The following is a 17,351-nucleotide window of genomic DNA, read 5'->3' on the forward strand; positions in this document are numbered from 1 at the left end:
CTGTGGGGTCCACATCGGGGCCGCCCTGCAGGAAACCGCCCACATTCCCGATGATCTCACCGGTGTCGCCCGAGGAGTCGAGCTTGGAGAACCACGGCCCGCCGGAGACCCCGCCCCACATGCCGGCGCAGTCGATCTGCATCTGGTTGTAGGCCGGCAGCGGAGTCGTCGTGACGTCGCGGCAGCGGAACGCGCGGTCCGTCGAGTCGTACTTGACCATCGGGTAGCCGATGACGGTCACCTGGTTGACGAAGCCGGGCGTACGAGCGAGGGTGTTGGCGCCCACGACGTCCTGGACGTTGCGGCCGCCGTTCTCGTTGAGGCTCGCGAAGGCGAAGTCCAGGTCGGAGTTGGCGCTTCTGTCCGAGGCGTACTGGGAGTCGCGGAACCACTCCTTGACCGGCCAGATTCCGTACGGCTGGTCGGCGGCCGACTTGGTGTGGTCGTACTTGGGAACGAATGCTGCCTTGTCACCGAGGCAGTGCCCGGCGGTGAGGATGAGATTGTGCCCATTGCTGCGCACCACGCTCGCCGTGCAGTGGTGCGCTGTCATGTCCTTGCTCTGGCTGAAGAGCGTGCCGACGGACTTGATGCCGTCGAAGTGCTTGTCGGCGGCGGCGACGGACCGCTTCTTGCGCGGTGCCACCCAGCCCTGCGGTTGGGCGATGCGGCCCGAGGGGTCGGTGGCCGAGGCCATGCGTTCAGGCGTCCAGAACCGGATGGCGTCCTGGACCGTCCAGCCGGCGTCGGCCTTGCCTTTGTCCGTCGGTGACGACGTGGCGGACGTGGAGGGTCTCGGGGCGGGAGTGACCTTGCCGGTGGGTGCCGGCTTGGCCGTGGCGGGTCGGTCGGGGGTCGGGGTCGGTGTGGCGGCTTGGGCCGCTGCGGCGTTGCCCAGCAGCAGCCCAGCACACAGTGCGACGGCAGCCCCAAGACGTATTCGTCTGGTGTACAAGTACCTTTACTCCATGTCAGGCATGCCGGAGGGCACGGTGAGCCTCCGGCCATGCGTGAGGATGACGGCCGTCGCGGAATACGAGGCCGGGTATTCGTCCATACGAAGTTCGATCTGCCGCGACGGGGTCCGAGTGGCGATCAGCCCGCCGTCAACGTGCGGCAGCGACGCGTGGCGTACCCGATGACAGGGAACAGCGCGGCGTCAACTGCCCGCGGATCGTGGCCCGTCGGCACGTCCGGGACGGGGGCATGGAACGCCCGGGAACGTCGCGACCCGCGGCGTCTCGTCTGGCGCGGCCGCCTGTGTGATCCCCCCGGCACCTGGGTGTCGGCCGCGTCGGTTCCCGGCATCACTGCGCCCCCGATGCGTTCCCCTATGCCGCCATGAGGCGGTATCAGCCGACCGTGGTCAGCGGTCGCTGCCCTCACGATCGGATGGTCCCATCGGCATGTGCACGGTCATATCGAAACGTGCTGATCCTGGCCCGGCGCCGCCGCCTCGCACGGTCGGTTCGGCGCCTGTGCCCCGCCGCTCACTCGGTCTGTCGCAGCCGAGGTGAGCCCATGTGCATGGTGTCGCACACCGTCGCACGCAGATGCCGGCCGTGTGCGTCAGTCAACTGCAGCAGAGTGCCGTAGTCGGTGCGCGCGGGGTGCGGCGGCTGCACCGCGATCCTGGGGTCCTCGTCCACCGGTATGGAGCAGTACCCGTCACGGAGCGGGGATGCCGGATAGAACAGCGGGAAGTCGACCGTGCGGCCGTGGTCCAACGCCAGCCGAACCGGCTTTGTCGTCTTCGGCTTCGCCGATTCCGACGGTCCCTTGCCCAAGTAGACCTCGACATACGGGTAGCCGTCGAAGGCGCAGGACGTGCCGCCGATGTTGGTCGCGCTCAACAGGGCCGTCGGAGCCTTGCTCGACTTGTCGGCGAGGCGCGTCAGTCTCCACCGCAGTTGCTTGGTGCCACATGCGGCACCTGGCCGGGCGCCTGTCGAGGCCGAGGGCGACGCGGGCGTCCGGGACGATGGGGCGGACGGCGCCGTCGTCCGTGACGGCCCGGTGGGCGCCTGCGCGGCGCCACGGTGTTGTGGACCGCAGGCTGCAGCAGCCACAACCACCGCCAGGCTGATCGCGGAGACTGCCGCTGTTCGCCGTGCCATGAGTTACATCCCCCTGGTGAAGCCACCCTGCGGCGGCCGGGTGCCACCGCTCCTGCGTCCCGGACGGAGAGAGCACATGCCTGCGCGGAGGTTCCCGAGGCGGCCTCCTCGACGCGCTGAGCAACGTCGGGCGTGCAACACAGACTCGGCCCGGCGTCCGAACCAGTTGCCGTATCTGCAACGGCGCTCAACTGCACACGAGCGCATCTCAGGCTGTGAATTCGTACGATGATGCGTCGGTCATGTTGCCGCTGTCGTCGTAGCCGTAGATGTCAAAGCTCAGCCGATGGCCCTCCGGGAAGGACATGTCGCACTTCTTGCTCTTGCCGTCTCCGGCGACCCTGCAGTACGAGAGCTTGGACGTCTTACCGTCGTACACCTGGACCTCGATCCCCCAGCCGTCGGACGCGGTGTCCCTGACGGTGACAACCTCCCCGTAGCTCTCGAAGGTGAAATTGCCGTGGGCCTCGTTGCTGACCCAGCCCATGTAGGTGAGCGCCTGGGCGGAGCCCACTCCGGCGGTGAGGGCGAGGCCGGCGGCGGCACCCAGCGCGACGGCCGCCCTGGCGATGGTGCGGTGCGTCGTGCGTTTCATCTTGCATCCCCGTTCTCGTTCGGTGGCTGGCGCTGTCCCCCGCGAAGCACCAGCCACCGTGCGCGAAACCCGTATGAGTAGAGAATCCCGGAATCCCGCCGAAGAGTCGTTAGCAGTCGGTCCACACTCCGTTTGGCAATGAGTGGACTTGCGGCCGGTATTCCGGCTGCCGACCACGGACTGGCAGCAGCAGCTGGAACGGATCACCGCACGGCGCGCGGAACTGGACGAACTCGAAGAACAGCTGGCCAAGCAGTTGGCCGAGATACGGGCCGAGCGGGACGAACTCGCGGTCGCCGGAACGGGTCCTCTGACCGGCAACTTCACGTTGGCGAAGGCTCTGTGTCGGCAATGGGTTCACTCGCCGTGGTGGAGAGCCTGGTGCCGGTGGTCCTTGGGCGTGGTGCCGTAGGCCGCGCGGTGAGCGCGGCTGAAGTCGGCTGCGCGGGGGAATCCCCAGCGGGCGGCGATGGCGTGGATGGGGATGGTGCGGAGCGCCGGGTCGGCGAGGTCGCGGCGGGCCGCCTCCAGGCGCAGGCGGCGTATCCACGCGGCGACCGTGGCGTCTTCGTCCTGGAAGAGGCGGTGCAGGTAGCTGGTGGAGATGTGGTGCACGGCGGCAATCGTGCTCGGGGTGAGATGCGGGTCGTGCAGGTGCTCCCGGATGAACGCCTGGATGCGCAAGGTGAGGGCTCGCTGGTGGGTCTCCGGGGGCAGGCAGTCACCGGCCTCGAGCAGATGGGCGAAGAGCGCGGCGACCAGAGGGGTCACGACGGTGGCCAGCCGCGGCCGGTCGGAGGGCTCGTACGCGGCCGGGTCCGCGATCAACTGGGTGAGGAACTGTGCCAGCAGGGCACCCATGCCTTCCCGGGCCGATACCGGTGCCCCGACGATCCGGCCGGCTATGTCGCGCGGCAGCGGCAGCAGGGCCTTGGGAACCTCCAGCGCCACCGTCTGGACGCTGTCCCCGGCGCTGTAGACGTCGTTCGGCAGCGAGGACGAGTTGATGAACAGGTCGTACGGCTTGTACTCGGTCTCCCGGTGCCGCCACACGCCCGACCCGCTCCCGCGCACGACGAGTGACAGGTGGTACGCCTCGGGGTCGGACTGCCGGATCAGCTTCGGCGTGCGCCGGAAGACCAGCGGCTGGAACGTGGCAGACCACACGGTGACGGCACCGAGGTCCAGCACGCGCTGGGAGGCACGGAAGTCGTCGGCGTGGTCGCTGCGCAGTTCCATGGGTGCATGGGTTCGGCCCAAGAGCTCGGACCAGTAGTCGAACCGGTCCGCTGCGGACACGTCTTCGCTCCGGAACACCATCTCGTCCAACAACTGTCTTTTCACCGTTTCTGAAAACGCTGGTCAAAGGCTCTCCCTGGGGATGACGGGGCAGCTGAACGCCCCGGTTCCACTTCGCGCCGGGCAGATGCCGAAGCAGCGCTCACTCACACGACCTGCTCGGGGGCGGGTTGTTTTCCTTGCGGCATCTCCCTCGCGTGGACGACGTCTGCACGATCGAGGATGTGCTGTTTCCCGGAGTCGATGCCGAGTTGGAGCGCCTGAGTCTCGGCCCGGGCTCCCCACGGTGGAGGTGGCAGCGCGCGGCGAGCCGCCGCAGTGCCCCGGCTGCACCATCCGTCGGAGACCTTCACTGCCGCTGCCTGGCTGCGCGAGCACCCGGGGGCGGAGGTCGTCTGCCGGGACCGGGGCCGGCGCCTCGACCGCAAGAGGGTCCGCCGCTTCAAGACCACCCCGCTGGACGAACTCCTCGCGTCCGCCAGGGACTTCGGAGTCCACAAGGCCGGGCTTCCGGAGCCGTTCAAGGCCTACCTGAACAGCCGGTTCACCGCCGGATGCACCCGTGGCACCCAAGTGTTCCGGGAGACCCGAGAACGCGGCTGCACCGGCAACGTCAACCGCATCAAAACGATCAAGAGAGCCATGTACGGCCGAGCCTCGTTCAGGCTACTCCGGATACGCATCCTCACCCGACCGTGACCTTCACGCAGGTCTCCGAGGACCGACTCGACGCGACGATCACGGCGGTGGGTACACCGCGGTAACCGACCCAACGGGCGAGGCCGCCCACCTGCGCGGGATGCGCACGGTGGGCGGCCGCACCTCTGTGGCGGTCCTGACCGCTCCGTGCCAGCTGAGCCGGAACCGCTGGAAGCCGGCGTAGGGACCGTTCTGGTTCTGGCAGCCGAATTCACGCAGGCCGTAGTCACTGTCGTCGACGCACCAGCGACCTGAGGCAGCGTCTCCGGACGCAAGATCATTCACGGAACCGCGGCCAGAACCCCGGAATCCCCGACGCTCACGGAGCCATCGACCTTGGCCAGGCCCACCGCGAAGGTCGGTGGCAAGCTGCTGATCGCCGCGGCCGTGGCCTACGACATCTACTATGTGGCGGCCGCACCGAGCAGGCTATGTCGCCGAGGTCGGCATGTTCGCCGGGCCGGTCGGGACCGTGGTCGGTGGCGGCGTGGGCGGTGACGTCGGCAGCGGGATCGGTGAGGTGATCGTGGACGGGATCGAGGATCTGTTCCGGATGAGGAGATGGCTGGAGGGGCTGTTCGGAAGGGGACGACTCCACACCGCGAATGCGTCCACCCCGGGTGCCCCGGTGTGGGCCGAGCCGGAGATCCCCGATGAGGAAAGGGCCGTCCTGCTGGTCGGCATCCTTGACGACCCCATGGCTCGCGAAGACGAGAAATACGACGCGGCGTGGGATCTGGAGTTCCTCTCCGGTCCGTTCGTCGAATCGAGCCTGGCCCGGATCATCCGCGCCGAGGACTTCACCAGCGTGCTGGCCCAGCACTGCGCAGAGTCCCTCGGCGGGATCTGGGCCAGGGCAGGCCGGGTGGACCCCGACTTCATGGCGGAGGTGCGGGGGCCGGCGAAGGACGAAGTCTTCGGCATCCTCGGCGTCCGCGCCCCCCACCTGCTGCCCCCTGGCCCCTGACCCCTTTAGGAGATTTTCAACGGCTGGGTCAGGGAGGTTCGAGGTCGAGCCTGGTCTTGGCGATGAGGCCCTCGACGAGGTGGGGGCGGTATTGCATCCGTTTCAGCCGTGTCTTCTCCTGATTGGCCATGGGTAGCGGGGAGGCGGGATCGAGGAACCCGGTCGCCGCGGAGCAGCTCGTGTTCGTCAACCCGTGGTTCGGCAGGCCGACAGCTGGCCGGAGATCACCGAGGCGATCAAGAACCGCGCCGGGTGGCAGTGCGAGTGTGAAGGGGAGTGCGGACGCAGCAGCCACCCCGGCCGGTGCCCCGACCAGCACGGACAGCCCGCGCCCTACTTCGGTGTCTGGAAGCCGCCGATCTCCTGCTCGAGCAGTTCGGCCAGCCGCAGCGGGGTGCGGTCCTCGAACATCGGACCGATGAGCTGTACTCCCACCGGCAGACCCTCAGGGGACCGGCCCGCTGGTACGGCGGTGGCGGGTAGGCCGGGCATGGTGGCCAGACCGGCCCAGACGAGCTGGTCGAAGTACGGGTACTCGACGCCGTCGATGTCGATCCGGCGTTCCCTCGGATCGGGGTTGTGGTCGTGCGGGTACGCGGGAGTGGGCGTGATGGGACACACCACGGCGTCGAACTCGGTGAAGAACTGCCGCCAGCCGTGGCGGTGGAGCTGGCGACGGCTGTCCGCCTCGATCCAGTCGCGGTGGCTGAACACCATGGCGCGCAGCCGCGCCGCATCCAGACTCTGGTCGTCTGCGCTCAGCTGGGCGGCGCGGGTCCGCAGCTGCTCGTACGCCTCGACGGGAAAACGTGCAACCGAGCTCGAAAACAGCAACTGCGTGTAGAGCATCGCGGCTTCGGTCAGATCGGGCAGCAGCGGACTGTGCCGCTCGACGCGGGCACCGCCGTCGACAAGCGCGTCGGCCACCCGGCCCACGCCCGCCCGCACGGCGGACCCGGTCGGAATGAGCGGATGGTCGTCGAGGACCAGGACCCGGAAGTCGCGGAGCCGTTCGTGGCGCGCGGGCGGCAGCGTCAGGTGGTACGCCACACCGAGCGTCAGCGGGTCCGGTCCGGCCATGACGTCGAGCAGGAGCGTGAGGTCGCGAGCGGTGCGCGCCATCGGACCGACGACGGCGAGGTCGTACTCGACCGGCAGGGCCGGCCCGGGCGGCGGGACCATGCCGCGGTTCGCCGCCAGCCCGAGTGTCGGCTTGTGCGCGTAAATGCCGCAGAAATGCGCGGGGGTGCGCAACGAACCGGCGAGGTCGGAGCCGATGGACAGCGCGCCGAACCCGGACGCCAGGGCCGCCGCCGAGCCGCCGGAGGATCCGCCCGACGTACGACGGTGGTCCCACGGGTTGTTGGTGGTGCCGTAGATCTCGTTGAAGCTCTGTATATCTTGCAGCCCCAAGGGCACATTGGTCTTACCGAGCACCACCGCGCCTGCGGCCTTGAGCCGCGACACCTGCACCGCGTCCTCGGCCGCCATGTAGTTCCGGTGCAGCGGTATGCCCCAGGTCGTGGGCAGCCCGGCGATGTTGTAGGACTCTTTGACCGTCACCGGAATACCGAGCAGCGGCCGGTCCTCACCGCGGGCGCGCGCCTGGTCGGCGCCGCGCGCGGCGGCCCGTGCACGGTCGAAGTCCGGCACACAGATCGCGTTGATCGCCTTGTCATCCCGCTCGATACGGGCGATCGCCTCGTCGGTCAGTTCCGCCGAGGTCACTTCACCGGCGCGCAAGGCAGCCGCAAGTTCTTCGGCCGTCGAAAAATTCCACTCCATGAATCCGACCCTATCGGCCTCTGGAAGAGGCCATGAAATGCCGCTTCGCGCAACGGGTTGGATTTCTCCATACTCATGGTGCTCCTCTCCGGCCACAGACAATTCGGCTGACCGCCGGCGATGGCGGCGCGCGGCGGCTTCGCCTCCGCCTGGACGGAGACTGACTGTCACGGTGGACAGTGAACGCTTTCAGCACGGCCGCTGATCGGGTGACGAGGGTGGTGTGAGCAACGCACGAGGCTCCCGTGCCGTCGGGGGAGGTATTCGAAGTCTCAACCCACAGGCACAGGAGCCGCGTTGGCTCCGTATATTGCCACACTCGACCTGCCTCATGCCCTGGTCGGGCCGGTGTCTGCGCCGGCACGACACGCCCGCACAGATCGCGGCCGGCTTCGGTGTCTCCGTCGGCACCGCCCACGCCTGTACGGCCGCGGTGATCGGCCTGCTTGTCTGCGGCGACTTCAATTCCCCGGCTGCTGAATGCCTGTGTCAACCGCCAGTTCATTCGGCTCTGATCTACCCTTGCACTCCGGTGATGTGGCGTTACAGGCCTCTGGATAGTTGGCGGTTCGTGAATTGCAGTGTGCTTTTCACCTCAAGGAACACTTCGGTTTTCTGGCCCCGTCGGCGGCCGTTGGCGGCACGGCGGAACCGCTCCGGCAGGACCGAGTAGTGACGACGGCCCGCGGTCGGCGGGATATAACCTCCCCGTCCTCCCTTGACTCCATTTGTCGCTGCTTCTGGTGCGGGTGCTCCAGAGCCGCCGCCTCAGATTCGATCATGGTGGGAGCGCAGGGCTCCCGGAGAGGGCACAAAAGCAATGACAGCCTTTCGTGCACCGGTGCGGGCCCGACGAGTTCTCCTGGCCGTCTTGCTGGCCCTCACCACGGTGACAAGTCTGGTACAGGCAGTCTTGCTTCCGGATACTGCCCAGGCCCAGGCGGACCGGCACCGGACCGGAACGTTCAATATGCAAGGCGCCCCGGACCGCTGGCAGCAGGGTGTCTACACGGCGGCCAAACAGGTCGAAGTCCTCGCCCTTCAGGAAGTCCCTGACGCGGTGCCCCCGGATGCGGAACTGGCGGACGGTGCGTATGTGAGCCGGCAGACGACGCTGGCCCACGGCTTCACTGTCGAGCGCTATCGGTGGGTGAACTGCCGGCCACCCCTGCCGGGCCAACTGCACCGGAGCCCCTGCATCATCTACAAGGTCAAGACACCGACTCGCAGGAACCGGTCCCTGGCCATCGTCGTCAATCAACCGACCGATTCGGTGCGAGCGGTCCAGGTCATCCCCCCTCAGCCGGTCCTGCCTGGCGGCCCAGTGGACAGCGCTGCCAAGCCCGCCCTTGGCATCCGGCTCACGGACGGAACCTGGTTCTATACCCTCCACGCGCAGAACAGACCGAGCCGCGTCAGTCAGCGGAACGACGTACCCAGCCTGATCAGCAAGATTTCAGCTGACGCGGGAAGCCACTGGGCAGCCATGGGAGACTTCAACCGCACGCCCGACTCACTGGGACCGCTTCTCGCGGATTACCCGGACCTGAAGATCGTCCGATCGGGGCATTTCACGTACCCGGTAAAAAACCCGAAGGACGAGTTCGACTATATGATCGCCAATGGGGCGACCGACAACCAGTACACCGGCTTCCGTCTGACCTACCTGGACGCCTCCGACCACTACCCCGTCGGCTTCTGGACCAGCGCCGCCGCTGACGGACACGAGTTCCTTTGCGACCCCATCGACGCAATCCTGCGGGCCCGCCAGGCCACATGCGTGCCGCCGAAGAACCCGGCCATCGTGTCGCTCGGCGACAGCTACATCTCCGGCGAAGCCGGGCGGTGGGCAGGCAACGCCGACACCGGGGCGCACGGCTCGGTGTGGGGAACAGACCGCGCTGCTGCCAACTGCTCCAGCGACGAGAAGACCTGCGACCACGACCTCGCCACGGTCTACGGCCCCACCTCCTACGCCCCCGGCGGCAACAAGTGCGACCGCTCGGACGTCGCCCCGATCAACACCGCCGACTACCCTCATGTCCCTGCATGGCGGCGTTTCAACCTCGCCTGCTCCGGGGCCACCACAAACGAGATCACCCACCCGTACGCCGACAAAGACGAAGACGCACAGACCGAACAGCTCGCGGACATCGCGAAGAGGTACCAGGTCAAGATGATCGTCGTGTCGATCGGCGGAAACGATCTCGGCTTCAGCGACATCGTCCGGTCCTGCGGCAAACGGTACCTGCTGCAGATCGTGGCCTACTGCAAGAATGTCTGGCCGGATGTGAACGAGAAACTCACGACGGTCCGGCAGCAGGTCGTCACCGCCCTGCAAACCATCCAGCAGACCATGCGGACGGCCGGATACCGGCCAAAGGACTACCACTTGGTGGTGCAGTCCTACCCCGACCCGCTCCCCCGCAGCACGGACTACCGCTACCCGGAGAAGGGCCCGCGCTACTCCGAAGGCGGCTGCCCCTTCTACAACGCGGACACCGACTGGGCCCGGCAGACGCTCGTGGGAGGCCTGACGCGAGAACTCAGAAACGCCGCCGCGACCGTGGGCGCCAGGTTCTTCGACCTCGGCGCCGCGTTCGAGGGCCACGAACTGTGCAGCAACCGGGCTCACCAGGCGACCGCGAGCGACACGTCGGCCGATCCACTGCCCGTCTGGCAGGCGGAATGGGTCCGCTGGATCCCGTACCTCTGGTTCCAGACGTTTCCCTGGACCTCTCAAGGTGATCAGCAAGAGGCACTGCACCCCAACGCCTACGGGCAGGAGGCCCTCGGCGAGTGCCTGTCGCAGCTCGGCGGAAAGCTGGAGAGCCCGTTCGGCAGGCCCGCCACGGACTACACCTGCCACAATGACCCTGTCCAGGGAATCCACGTCGAGCCGGCCGACTCGAAGGAGATTGCGGGACGCGGGTGAGGAGCATCATGAGGCTGTCGTTCGAGACGCCCCCGGCGTACGACCTGGGGGCGGATGCGAACCTCGGCATGTGGCTGACGGAGTGGGGCGAGTACGCAGACCGCATCGTCCACCTCGGACCGGACGACGGCCGCAGCCACGGGCAACTGTGCTGGGACGTCCTGGCGCCCACCGGGTTGCTCATGCCGCACTGCGGGCACTGTAAACCACAGGCACGGGGCCCACGGAGCCCGCAGCAGATGGAGTCCGCCCTGCGCATGCGGATCCCTCCGCACGAGGTGTCGCGCTGGACGGCCGCCACGCTCATTCGCACCCTCGCCTATACGAACGGTGTTCCGGACGGCCCGATGCGCCCCGTGGCCGATGCCATCGGTGACGGGCTCGCGGTGTTGCTCGGTCCGGACGCCGACTGGCGCGCCAACGGATACGCCGCGTACCGGGAGGGCGCTCACGGCAACGTCTCCTGGACACCGCTGACCGAAGCCACTTTCGACGCGGCCGTGGTGGGCATCGGTGAGGGCCATGCCGTGGTCATCGTCGCCACGGACGAGGACTGAGGCAAAGCGGGTCCGGTCGAGCCGATGGGTCGGCCGCCGCGGCTTCCACGGCGTTGGCGGTTGGCCCGCTGGTCCCGGCAATCGGGGGGTGTGTGCCGGATCTGCGGTCGCCGCAGGTAGCGGCGGTTGCGGCGGGAACTGCGCGCTTTGTCGCCGCAGACGTGGTCCGGCGCGTCCTCGGATACTCGCCAGCCGGGCGCGAGACACGGATACGGTCGCGTCGACACTGGCCAAACCCCTGTGGGGCGCGAAGCTGAGCCAACTTCGTGACGGCAACGTCGACGGCGCGGGCAGCTGCCGCTGGTGTCCGTCGGCGGAGGGGATGACGACACCGTCGGGCGCCGGCCGGTCCAGGCCGGCCAGGGGGTAGGTGGCAAAGGTGGGCTTGGACTGTTCGCCGTCGGTGACGACTGGGGAGCCGATCTCCTCCAGGCGGCGGATGGTGTCGGCGACCACGCGATCCTCGGCAGCGGCGAGTTCGCCGTCCCCGATCCGGTCTGCCGCGTGGTCGGCCATGGCTGCGAGCAGCTCAGCGGGCCGGGGGATGCAGCCGATGGGTTCGGGGAACCCCCACCGCGGGCCGGCTCACAGCCCGATCTCCAGCACAGCCTCACCGCCGCTTCCCCGGAGCCCGGAGGAGAGGCACTCCGTGGGCAACTGGCCAGGGAGTGCGGGGACGATCCGCTGCGCCGCCTGCCCTTCGCCGCGGCCCTTGATAACCCGGCCCGACAGCCTGACGACGAGGACACCGGCGACGCGGACAGTGGTGCCACTGTCGTAGGCGATCAACGAGCGTTCGCCGTCTGCGTAGTGGACGAACTCCTTGAGGTGCGGGCTGTCCACCGTGATGCAGGACGCTGAGGGGGACACCCCTTCCAGGTAGCCGGTGGCCTGCACGGTGCGGCCGGGCTTGGCCGTGCACTCGTAACCGGCGTGTGTGCGAACACGGGTCGGGCGGGGCTGAAGGGTCAACGGAGGGTCGTACATGCTGGTACTGGAGCCCGCGCACAGGACATGCTCGCTCTCATGGGCTTGGCCGGCCGGAGCCCACACCAGCGAAGAGCCCACCAGGGCCAGGGAACTCAGCGCCACTGCCACACCGCGTCTGCCGAACATGCACCCTCCACGGAATCCGATCCTCCAACGGGCCCTGGCTACCCCGAGCCAGGCCCTGACTACACCCCAAGCCGCCCCTGCCGCCCCGGCTCCTTGCGGCACACCGACCGCGCGCAACTCGCGCCACGCGCGGGACATGCGCAACGCGCACCCGGTGGGGTGCCTTGGCCTCCGAGCCACCGGGTAGGACAGCCAGACCGAAATACGGCTCTCACCGGCAGAACGCATCCGGCAGAAGGGATATCGATGGATCAGACAACCGCGCAGAGACTCGTCTTCGGCATGCTGGACGCGGATGGAGACGGGGTCGTCTCCAGGGACGAATACATGGCGCGCACCAGGAATGTGGCGCTGGCGACGGGCCGTAGGGAGGACGACCCGCTCGTCGTCACCGCACGCACGTTGGGCGCGCAAGCGTGGGCGTCGATGGACGCCGACGGCGACGGCGGGATGACCTTCGACGAGTACGCGGCATGGGCGGGCGCTGAGGCGTTCGACACCGTCTGTGCGCCCGTCCTCGGCGCGCTCTTCGACCTCGCCGACATCGACGGGAACGGCGCCCTCGAGCTGTCCGAGTTCACGGCGCTCCGCACGGCACTGAACAACCCGGTCATCAACGCCGAAGCAGCGTTCGCGGCCCTGGACAGCGACGGTGACGGACGCATCAGCCGTGATGACTACATCGCGTCGATCCGTGCTCATGTCACCGGCGAGAGCTCCCCCATGGGCGAGGCGCTGTACAGCACAGGGGCGGTGAAGGCGCTGGGAGGAGTTTAACTTCCACTGGAACGACCGGCCCGGGGGCAGGCTGGGACAGCCTGCTCGCCCCCGGCGACGCCCGCCGTTGACCGCCTGCGCCCGGCAGGGCCGGCCGAGCACGCGGAGGCGTTCAGCGCGGAATCACCCAGCTCGGTGCCCAGGTCCCGGCGGTGTCGTGGCCGGGCGTTGTGGCGGCGAGGTGGGCGCGGAGGGTGGTCAGCGCCGGGTGGGGGTTGTCGCGGTGCCAGAGGAGCGAGTGCGGGTAGACGGGTGTCGGGTCGGTCACCGGGATGCGGCGCAGGCCGTGGCCGGCGGGCCAGACGAGGCGGGTCTGCTCGCTCATGAAGGTGGCCAGGGCCGGGGTGTCGGCGACGGTGTCGAGGAGGGCGTCGGAGCCGAAGTTGGGGCCGGTCGCCTCGATGGTGAGGCTGAACTCGGCGACGAGGTCGTCGTAGTAGGCGGCCCACTCGGTGCCGGGGACGATGCCGGGCATCCAGATCCGGTGACCGACCAGCTCGGCGAGGGTCACCGACTTGGCGCCCGCCAGCGCGTGGGCGGGGCCGGTGAGGAGCTGGAGCGGCTCGTCGAGCACCCGGACGGACTCGATGTCCTCGGGAAGGGGCCGGCCGGGCATGGCGACGGCGCGGAAGGAGGCGTCGATCTCACCGGACCGGATGGCGGCGACGGCCGTCCCGATGTCGAGCAGCATCAGCACGTCGAGGTCGATCTCGGGGTGCGCATGGTGGAAGCCGCGCATCAGGCCCGACGCCGCGCCGCGCGAGGCGATCACGTCGACGCGCAGCGGACGGCGGCCGGCGTGCACGGACGCGACCGCGCGCTCGGCGACGCGCAGCAGCTCGCGCGCGTGGGGCAGGAACGCCTGCCCGTCGATGGTGAGCTCGGCGCCGCGCGCGGTGCGGGTGAACAGCCGCACGCCGAGGTTGCGCTCCAGCGCGGCGATGCGCTTGGAGACGGCCTGCTAGGTGACCGACAGGTCGACGGCGGCCTTCTGGAACTGGCCGGCTTCCGCGATGGCGGCGAAGGTGCGCACTGCTTCGAGGTCCACGCCGACTCACCTTAGCTAACAACTCATGGTTGTACATAGATGGCTGGATGGTTGTTTGACCTGTTGTTGTGCCGCCCGATTAGCTCTCATCGATCAACGCCGGTTTGTTCGGTCGGGACGTCGAGGGGAGCGCGCTGAGCATGGTGGGCAGGAGACGGCTGGGCCGGCAGTTCGGCTGGCTGTGGGCGGCGTACGCGGTGAGCGCGTACGGGTCCGGGCTGGGGTTCGGGGCATTGCCGCTGATCGCCGTACTGGTGCTGCACGCCGGCCCCGCCGAGGTGTCCGCGCTGTCCGCGGTGGCGCCTGCGGTGGGCGCGCTGATCGCGGTGCCGCTCGCGCCGTGGGTGGAGTTCCGGCGCAAGCGCCCGGTCATGATCGCGATGGACCTGACCCGGTTCGCGGCCACGGCGACGATCCCGGTCGCCTATGCCTTCGGCCGGCTCGGTTTCGTCCAGCTGCTCGTGGTCTCGATCGTGGTCGCTGCAGCCAAGATCGCGTTCGGCGCGGCCGGCGGCGCCTGCCTCAAGGCTCTCGTCCGGCCGGACGACCTGCTCGTGGCCAATGCGCGGTTCGAGTCCACGAACTGGAGCTCCCTCGCGGTCGGGCCACCGCTGGGCGGGGCGGCGATCGGCCTGTTCGGGCCGGTCACCACCGTGGTGGCCGACGCGCTCAGCTACCTGCTCTCCGCGCTGGGCATCACCGCGATCCGCGGCCGGGAGGAAGCGCCGCAACCGACCGGCAAGAGCCCGGTCCGGCTGGGCGCAGTGTTCGACGGCTGGCGACACATCATGGGCGAGCCCGGTCTGCGGGCGCTCTACCTCAACAACATGCTCGTCTCCGGTCTGATCATGGCAACCGAGCCGGTGCTCGCCGTGCTCCTGCTTCGCCAACTCGACTTCGCCCCCTGGCAGTACGGCCTCGCCTTCGCCGCCCCCTGCCTCGGCGGACTCATCGGCTCCCGGCTGGCCCAGCGGGTCGTGGCCCGCTACGGCCGGCACCGGGTCTTCCGGACCGTCGGCACCCTGCGCGCCATCTGGCTGATCGGCCTGGCCTTCGTCCGCCCCGGCGTCGTCGGCCTCGTCACCGTGATCGCCGTCGAGCTGGCGATCATCATCAACATGAGCCTGTACACCCCGGTGCTCGCCACCTACCGGCTCGAACACACCCCCAGTCTTCTCGTCGCCCGCACCCTGTCGGCATGGTCGATCGGCCAGCAGGCGTCCATCGCCGTCCTCACCGCGCTCGGCGGGCTGCTCGCCGACGTCACCAGCCCCCGCACCGCTCTCACGGCTGCGGGACTGCTCATCCTGGCCACCCCGTTCCTACTTCCCCGACGCGACCAGACGTCGCAGCACGAGCCGGAACCGTCCCGTAGCCACGCATGACGCACCGCAACTCACCACTGAAGCCCGCAGGCCGAAGGCCGCAGGCCAGCAGCTGATCCACCGGTACACGTCCGCATCGAACAGGCACACCACCAGCAAGGAGGAAACCCGCGTGAGCACGGCCCCCGCACTCGACCCCGCGCACACCGCTCTTCTCGTCATGGACTACCAGACCGCGATCCTGGCCGCGCTGCCCGAAGGCGGGGACCGCAAGGCTCTGCTCGATCGCATGGAAAGGGCCATCGCCGACGTTCGCGCAAAGGGCGGCACCATCGCCTACGTACGCACCGGCTTCACCGAGGCCGACTGGGACGCGATCCCGGACGTCAACAAGTCCTTCGCCCCGCTGGCCCAGCACCGTGTCATGCACCATGAGGACCCTGCCACCGCCGTCCACGAGCGTCTGGCTCCCCAGGACGGCGACATCATCGTGCGCAAGATCCGCTACGGCGGTATGTCCACCACCGACCTCGACCAGCAGATGCGTGAGCGCGGCATCACCACTCTGGTCGTCTCCGGCATCAGTACCAGCGGCGTCGTCCTGTCCACCGTCATGGACGCGGCCGACCGCGACTACCAGCTCTACGTCCTGTCCGACGGCGTCGCCGACCCGGACACCGAAGTCCACAACGTCCTGCTCCGACGAGTTCTCCCTTCACGGGCCCACATCGTCGACACCGCCGAGCTGAACGCCCTGCTCCGGGCTGACTGACTCGCACCACGAGCCGATGCCACCGTCCCTGCGCGACCGCTCCCGGCGACCGAGAAGCGGCGCCGGGCCCGCGGGTCTCAGGTGGCGGTAGGCCAGGTTCGCAGCAGGGCGGCGATCTTCCCAGCGGTGCAGGCGGGGTCAAGGAGCAGGTCCTTGAGGGCGACGGCATTCTCGCGAGCAGGCTTGACCGGAATTCCGACGGCTTCGAGGTACATCACGCCAGTAGCGGCGGCGACAGCCAGGTTGGAACGCTCCAGCCAGCGGCACCGGCCCAGCGTATGCACCAAGGCGGCGGCTTTGGCGTAGGGGCCGTCGTAGACGGGCTGGTCGAACAGCTCGGTTCGGTGGCGGGCGACCGCCGACACGGGGACGCCGTAGTCGTCGGGGGCCGGATCGTTGGCACCGGCAGCCTCAGCGACCTGCAGGATCCAGGGAACGTCGATGTGCAGATCCATCAGGCCGCACGTGCTCCCCGGGACGTGTGCTGGGCTTCCTCGGCGTCGTCGAAGATCGTCTGGTGTTCGGCCAGGAAGCGGGCGGCCGCGTCCACCGCACGGGCGCGCAGGCCGCTGGCGTCATCCTGCACGAGCCTGGCGAGGTAGTCCCCGATGCTCAACCCCAGGTCAGCGGCGCGCTTCTTCGCAAGTTCCGCAACATCCTCATCCACGCGGGCACCCAACTGTGTCTTCGCCATACCAGCATGGTAACAGCTGTTACCAGACGTCTGGGCGACCGCATCAGAAGCGGCGACCGTCCGACCGCAGGACCGATTGCCAGTGGTCACATCTCATCCTGGCCGTCCACTGTCACATTCCCTCGACTTGGCGCGTCATCCGTAGGAACCACAGAACACGGCCGATGTGACAGGACCGCCGACGAGGCGCACGTACGAACGAGGAGAAGGCGATGTTGAAGAACCTGATGTATGTCACGGTCTATGTGACCGACCAGGACCGGGCTCTGGCGTTCTACACAGAAAGTCTCGGACTGCAGAAGCGTGTCGATTACCCGGGTCCTGACGGACGCTTCCTGACAGTCGCTCCGGGCGATGACTCGGTCGAGATCATCCTGTGGCCGGGCAACCCGGGTCAGGGCCCGGCGGTCGATGGCGCGGAATCGAGCGTCGTGCCGGGGCCTGTATTCCTCGAGTCCGACGACCTGACCGAGGAGTTCAAAGTGCTCCAGTCACGTGGCGTCGAGTTCGCCGATCCCGAACCGATCCCCTATCCCTTCGGCGTCCGCCTCACGGCGTTCGATCCCGACGGCAACCGGATCGAGCTCCGTCAGCGCAGCCGAGGCCGAAGCAGCGACAGCTGACCACCGAACGGCGGCGGGGCCGGCCCAGCCCCGCCGGCGGCT

16 protein-coding genes and 3 pseudogenes are annotated in these 17,351 nt (G+C 68.5%); 9 read left to right on the plus strand and 10 right to left on the minus strand.

Going from position 1 to position 17,351, the window contains the following annotated elements:
* The 4 genes from AQI88_RS39445 to AQI88_RS39465 form a co-directional block, all read right to left on the minus strand.
* The coding region (locus AQI88_RS39445) for a trypsin-like serine peptidase (RefSeq protein ID WP_159050516.1) at positions 1-955 on the minus strand (955 nt) is incomplete at its 3' end.
* 535 nt (positions 956-1,490) lie between these two features.
* Positions 1,491-2,117, minus strand: coding sequence for a DUF4232 domain-containing protein (locus AQI88_RS44355; protein ID WP_079058113.1), 627 nt, complete (start codon positions 2,115-2,117; stop codon positions 1,491-1,493).
* A 208-nt stretch (positions 2,118-2,325) separates the two neighbouring features.
* Complete coding sequence (locus AQI88_RS39455) at positions 2,326-2,712, minus strand: hypothetical protein (protein WP_067009953.1); 387 nt, start codon at positions 2,710-2,712, stop codon at positions 2,326-2,328.
* Between the two features lie 357 nt (positions 2,713-3,069).
* The gene (locus tag AQI88_RS39465; RefSeq protein ID WP_067009958.1) at positions 3,070-4,044 is read right to left on the minus strand and encodes an AraC-like ligand-binding domain-containing protein; all 975 of its coding nucleotides are present in this window, start codon (positions 4,042-4,044) and stop codon (positions 3,070-3,072) included.
* A gap of 285 nt (positions 4,045-4,329) precedes the next feature.
* On the opposite strand from AQI88_RS39465, the gene AQI88_RS39470 reads away from it, so the two are divergent.
* Complete coding sequence (locus AQI88_RS39470; RefSeq protein WP_067009960.1) at positions 4,330-4,710, plus strand: hypothetical protein; 381 nt, start codon at positions 4,330-4,332, stop codon at positions 4,708-4,710.
* Positions 4,711-5,116: 406 nt separating this feature from the next.
* The gene (locus tag AQI88_RS39475) at positions 5,117-5,677 is read left to right on the plus strand and encodes a hypothetical protein (RefSeq protein ID WP_067009962.1); all 561 of its coding nucleotides are present in this window, start codon (positions 5,117-5,119) and stop codon (positions 5,675-5,677) included.
* Between the two features lie 333 nt (positions 5,678-6,010).
* Here AQI88_RS39475 and AQI88_RS39480 read toward each other — a convergent pair whose 3' ends face one another.
* Positions 6,011-7,462, minus strand: a complete 1,452-nt coding sequence (locus AQI88_RS39480; RefSeq protein WP_067009965.1) for an amidase — start codon at positions 7,460-7,462, stop codon at positions 6,011-6,013.
* Positions 7,463-7,811: 349 nt separating this feature from the next.
* Between AQI88_RS39480 and AQI88_RS46925 the strand changes: the two are divergent.
* The 3 genes and pseudogenes from AQI88_RS46925 to AQI88_RS39490 all read left to right on the plus strand — a co-directional run.
* A pseudogene (locus tag AQI88_RS46925) lies at positions 7,812-7,910 on the plus strand (helix-turn-helix domain-containing protein); the annotation flags it as partial.
* A gap of 423 nt (positions 7,911-8,333) precedes the next feature.
* Positions 8,334-10,397 (plus strand): GDSL-type esterase/lipase family protein, encoded by a 2,064-nt coding sequence (locus AQI88_RS39485; RefSeq protein WP_159050517.1) that lies wholly within the window; start codon positions 8,334-8,336, stop codon positions 10,395-10,397.
* 8 nt (positions 10,398-10,405) lie between these two features.
* Entirely contained in the window at positions 10,406-10,954 is a 549-nt protein-coding gene (locus AQI88_RS39490; RefSeq protein ID WP_067009972.1) for a hypothetical protein, read from the plus strand.
* A gap of 20 nt (positions 10,955-10,974) precedes the next feature.
* Here AQI88_RS39490 and AQI88_RS44370 read toward each other — a convergent pair.
* A pseudogene (locus AQI88_RS44370) lies at positions 10,975-11,168 on the minus strand (IS5/IS1182 family transposase); the annotation flags it as partial.
* A gap of 371 nt (positions 11,169-11,539) precedes the next feature.
* The gene (locus AQI88_RS39495) at positions 11,540-12,070 is read right to left on the minus strand and encodes a hypothetical protein (protein WP_067009975.1); all 531 of its coding nucleotides are present in this window, start codon (positions 12,068-12,070) and stop codon (positions 11,540-11,542) included.
* Positions 12,071-12,316: 246 nt separating this feature from the next.
* On the opposite strand from AQI88_RS39495, the gene AQI88_RS39500 reads away from it, so the two are divergent.
* Positions 12,317-12,847 (plus strand): EF-hand domain-containing protein, encoded by a 531-nt coding sequence (locus AQI88_RS39500; protein ID WP_067009978.1) that lies wholly within the window; start codon positions 12,317-12,319, stop codon positions 12,845-12,847.
* A gap of 112 nt (positions 12,848-12,959) precedes the next feature.
* On the opposite strand, the pseudogene AQI88_RS39505 reads toward AQI88_RS39500, so the two are convergent.
* Positions 12,960-13,895: pseudogene (locus tag AQI88_RS39505) on the minus strand (LysR family transcriptional regulator).
* A 140-nt stretch (positions 13,896-14,035) separates the two neighbouring features.
* Between AQI88_RS39505 and AQI88_RS39510 the strand changes: the two are divergent.
* Together AQI88_RS39510 and AQI88_RS39515 are read left to right on the plus strand one after the other, a co-directional pair.
* A complete protein-coding gene (locus AQI88_RS39510) occupies positions 14,036-15,280 on the plus strand; it encodes an MFS transporter (RefSeq protein ID WP_067009985.1) in 1,245 nt (414 codons plus the stop codon).
* Positions 15,281-15,392: 112 nt separating this feature from the next.
* Positions 15,393-15,992: a cysteine hydrolase family protein gene (locus AQI88_RS39515; RefSeq protein ID WP_067009988.1), complete on the plus strand. Its 600-nt coding sequence runs from the start codon at positions 15,393-15,395 to the stop codon at positions 15,990-15,992.
* Positions 15,993-16,069: 77 nt separating this feature from the next.
* Here AQI88_RS39515 and AQI88_RS39520 read toward each other — a convergent pair whose 3' ends face one another.
* Both AQI88_RS39520 and AQI88_RS39525 read right to left on the minus strand, forming a co-directional pair.
* Positions 16,070-16,447, minus strand: coding sequence for a fic family toxin-antitoxin system, toxin component (locus AQI88_RS39520; RefSeq protein ID WP_067009991.1), 378 nt, complete (start codon positions 16,445-16,447; stop codon positions 16,070-16,072).
* Positions 16,447-16,686, minus strand: a complete 240-nt coding sequence (locus AQI88_RS39525) for a hypothetical protein (RefSeq protein WP_067009994.1) — start codon at positions 16,684-16,686, stop codon at positions 16,447-16,449. The genes AQI88_RS39520 and AQI88_RS39525 overlap by 1 nt, the downstream gene beginning before the upstream one ends.
* Before the next feature lie 212 nt (positions 16,687-16,898).
* Here AQI88_RS39525 and AQI88_RS39530 point away from each other — a divergent pair, with 212 nt between their 5' ends.
* Positions 16,899-17,309 (plus strand): VOC family protein, encoded by a 411-nt coding sequence (locus tag AQI88_RS39530; protein WP_067010001.1) that lies wholly within the window; start codon positions 16,899-16,901, stop codon positions 17,307-17,309.
* Positions 17,310-17,351 lie beyond the last annotated feature (42 nt).

Origin of the sequence: Streptomyces cellostaticus (genome assembly GCF_001513965.1) — a bacterium.
Taxonomy (GTDB): Bacteria; Actinomycetota; Actinomycetes; order Streptomycetales; family Streptomycetaceae; genus Streptomyces; species Streptomyces cellostaticus.

Bases quoted from the DNA above. Each gene is read 5' to 3' on its own strand.
- AQI88_RS44355 (WP_079058113.1), bottom strand. From the start codon at position 2,117: ATGGCACGGCGAACAGCGGCAGTCTCCGCGATCAGCCTGGCGGTGGTT.
- AQI88_RS39455 (WP_067009953.1), bottom strand. From the start codon at position 2,712: ATGAAACGCACGACGCACCGCACCATCGCCAGGGCGGCCGTCGCGCTG.
- AQI88_RS39475 (WP_067009962.1), top strand. From the start codon at position 5,117: ATGTGGCGGCCGCACCGAGCAGGCTATGTCGCCGAGGTCGGCATGTTC.
- AQI88_RS39480 (WP_067009965.1), bottom strand. From the start codon at position 7,462: ATGGAGTGGAATTTTTCGACGGCCGAAGAACTTGCGGCTGCCTTGCGC.
- AQI88_RS39490 (WP_067009972.1), top strand. From the start codon at position 10,406: ATGAGGCTGTCGTTCGAGACGCCCCCGGCGTACGACCTGGGGGCGGAT.
- AQI88_RS39495 (WP_067009975.1), bottom strand. From the start codon at position 12,070: ATGTTCGGCAGACGCGGTGTGGCAGTGGCGCTGAGTTCCCTGGCCCTG.
- AQI88_RS39500 (WP_067009978.1), top strand. From the start codon at position 12,317: ATGGATCAGACAACCGCGCAGAGACTCGTCTTCGGCATGCTGGACGCG.
- AQI88_RS39510 (WP_067009985.1), top strand. From the start codon at position 14,036: ATGGTGGGCAGGAGACGGCTGGGCCGGCAGTTCGGCTGGCTGTGGGCG.
- AQI88_RS39520 (WP_067009991.1), bottom strand. From the start codon at position 16,447: ATGGATCTGCACATCGACGTTCCCTGGATCCTGCAGGTCGCTGAGGCT.
- AQI88_RS39525 (WP_067009994.1), bottom strand. From the start codon at position 16,686: ATGGCGAAGACACAGTTGGGTGCCCGCGTGGATGAGGATGTTGCGGAA.
- AQI88_RS39530 (WP_067010001.1), top strand. From the start codon at position 16,899: ATGTTGAAGAACCTGATGTATGTCACGGTCTATGTGACCGACCAGGAC.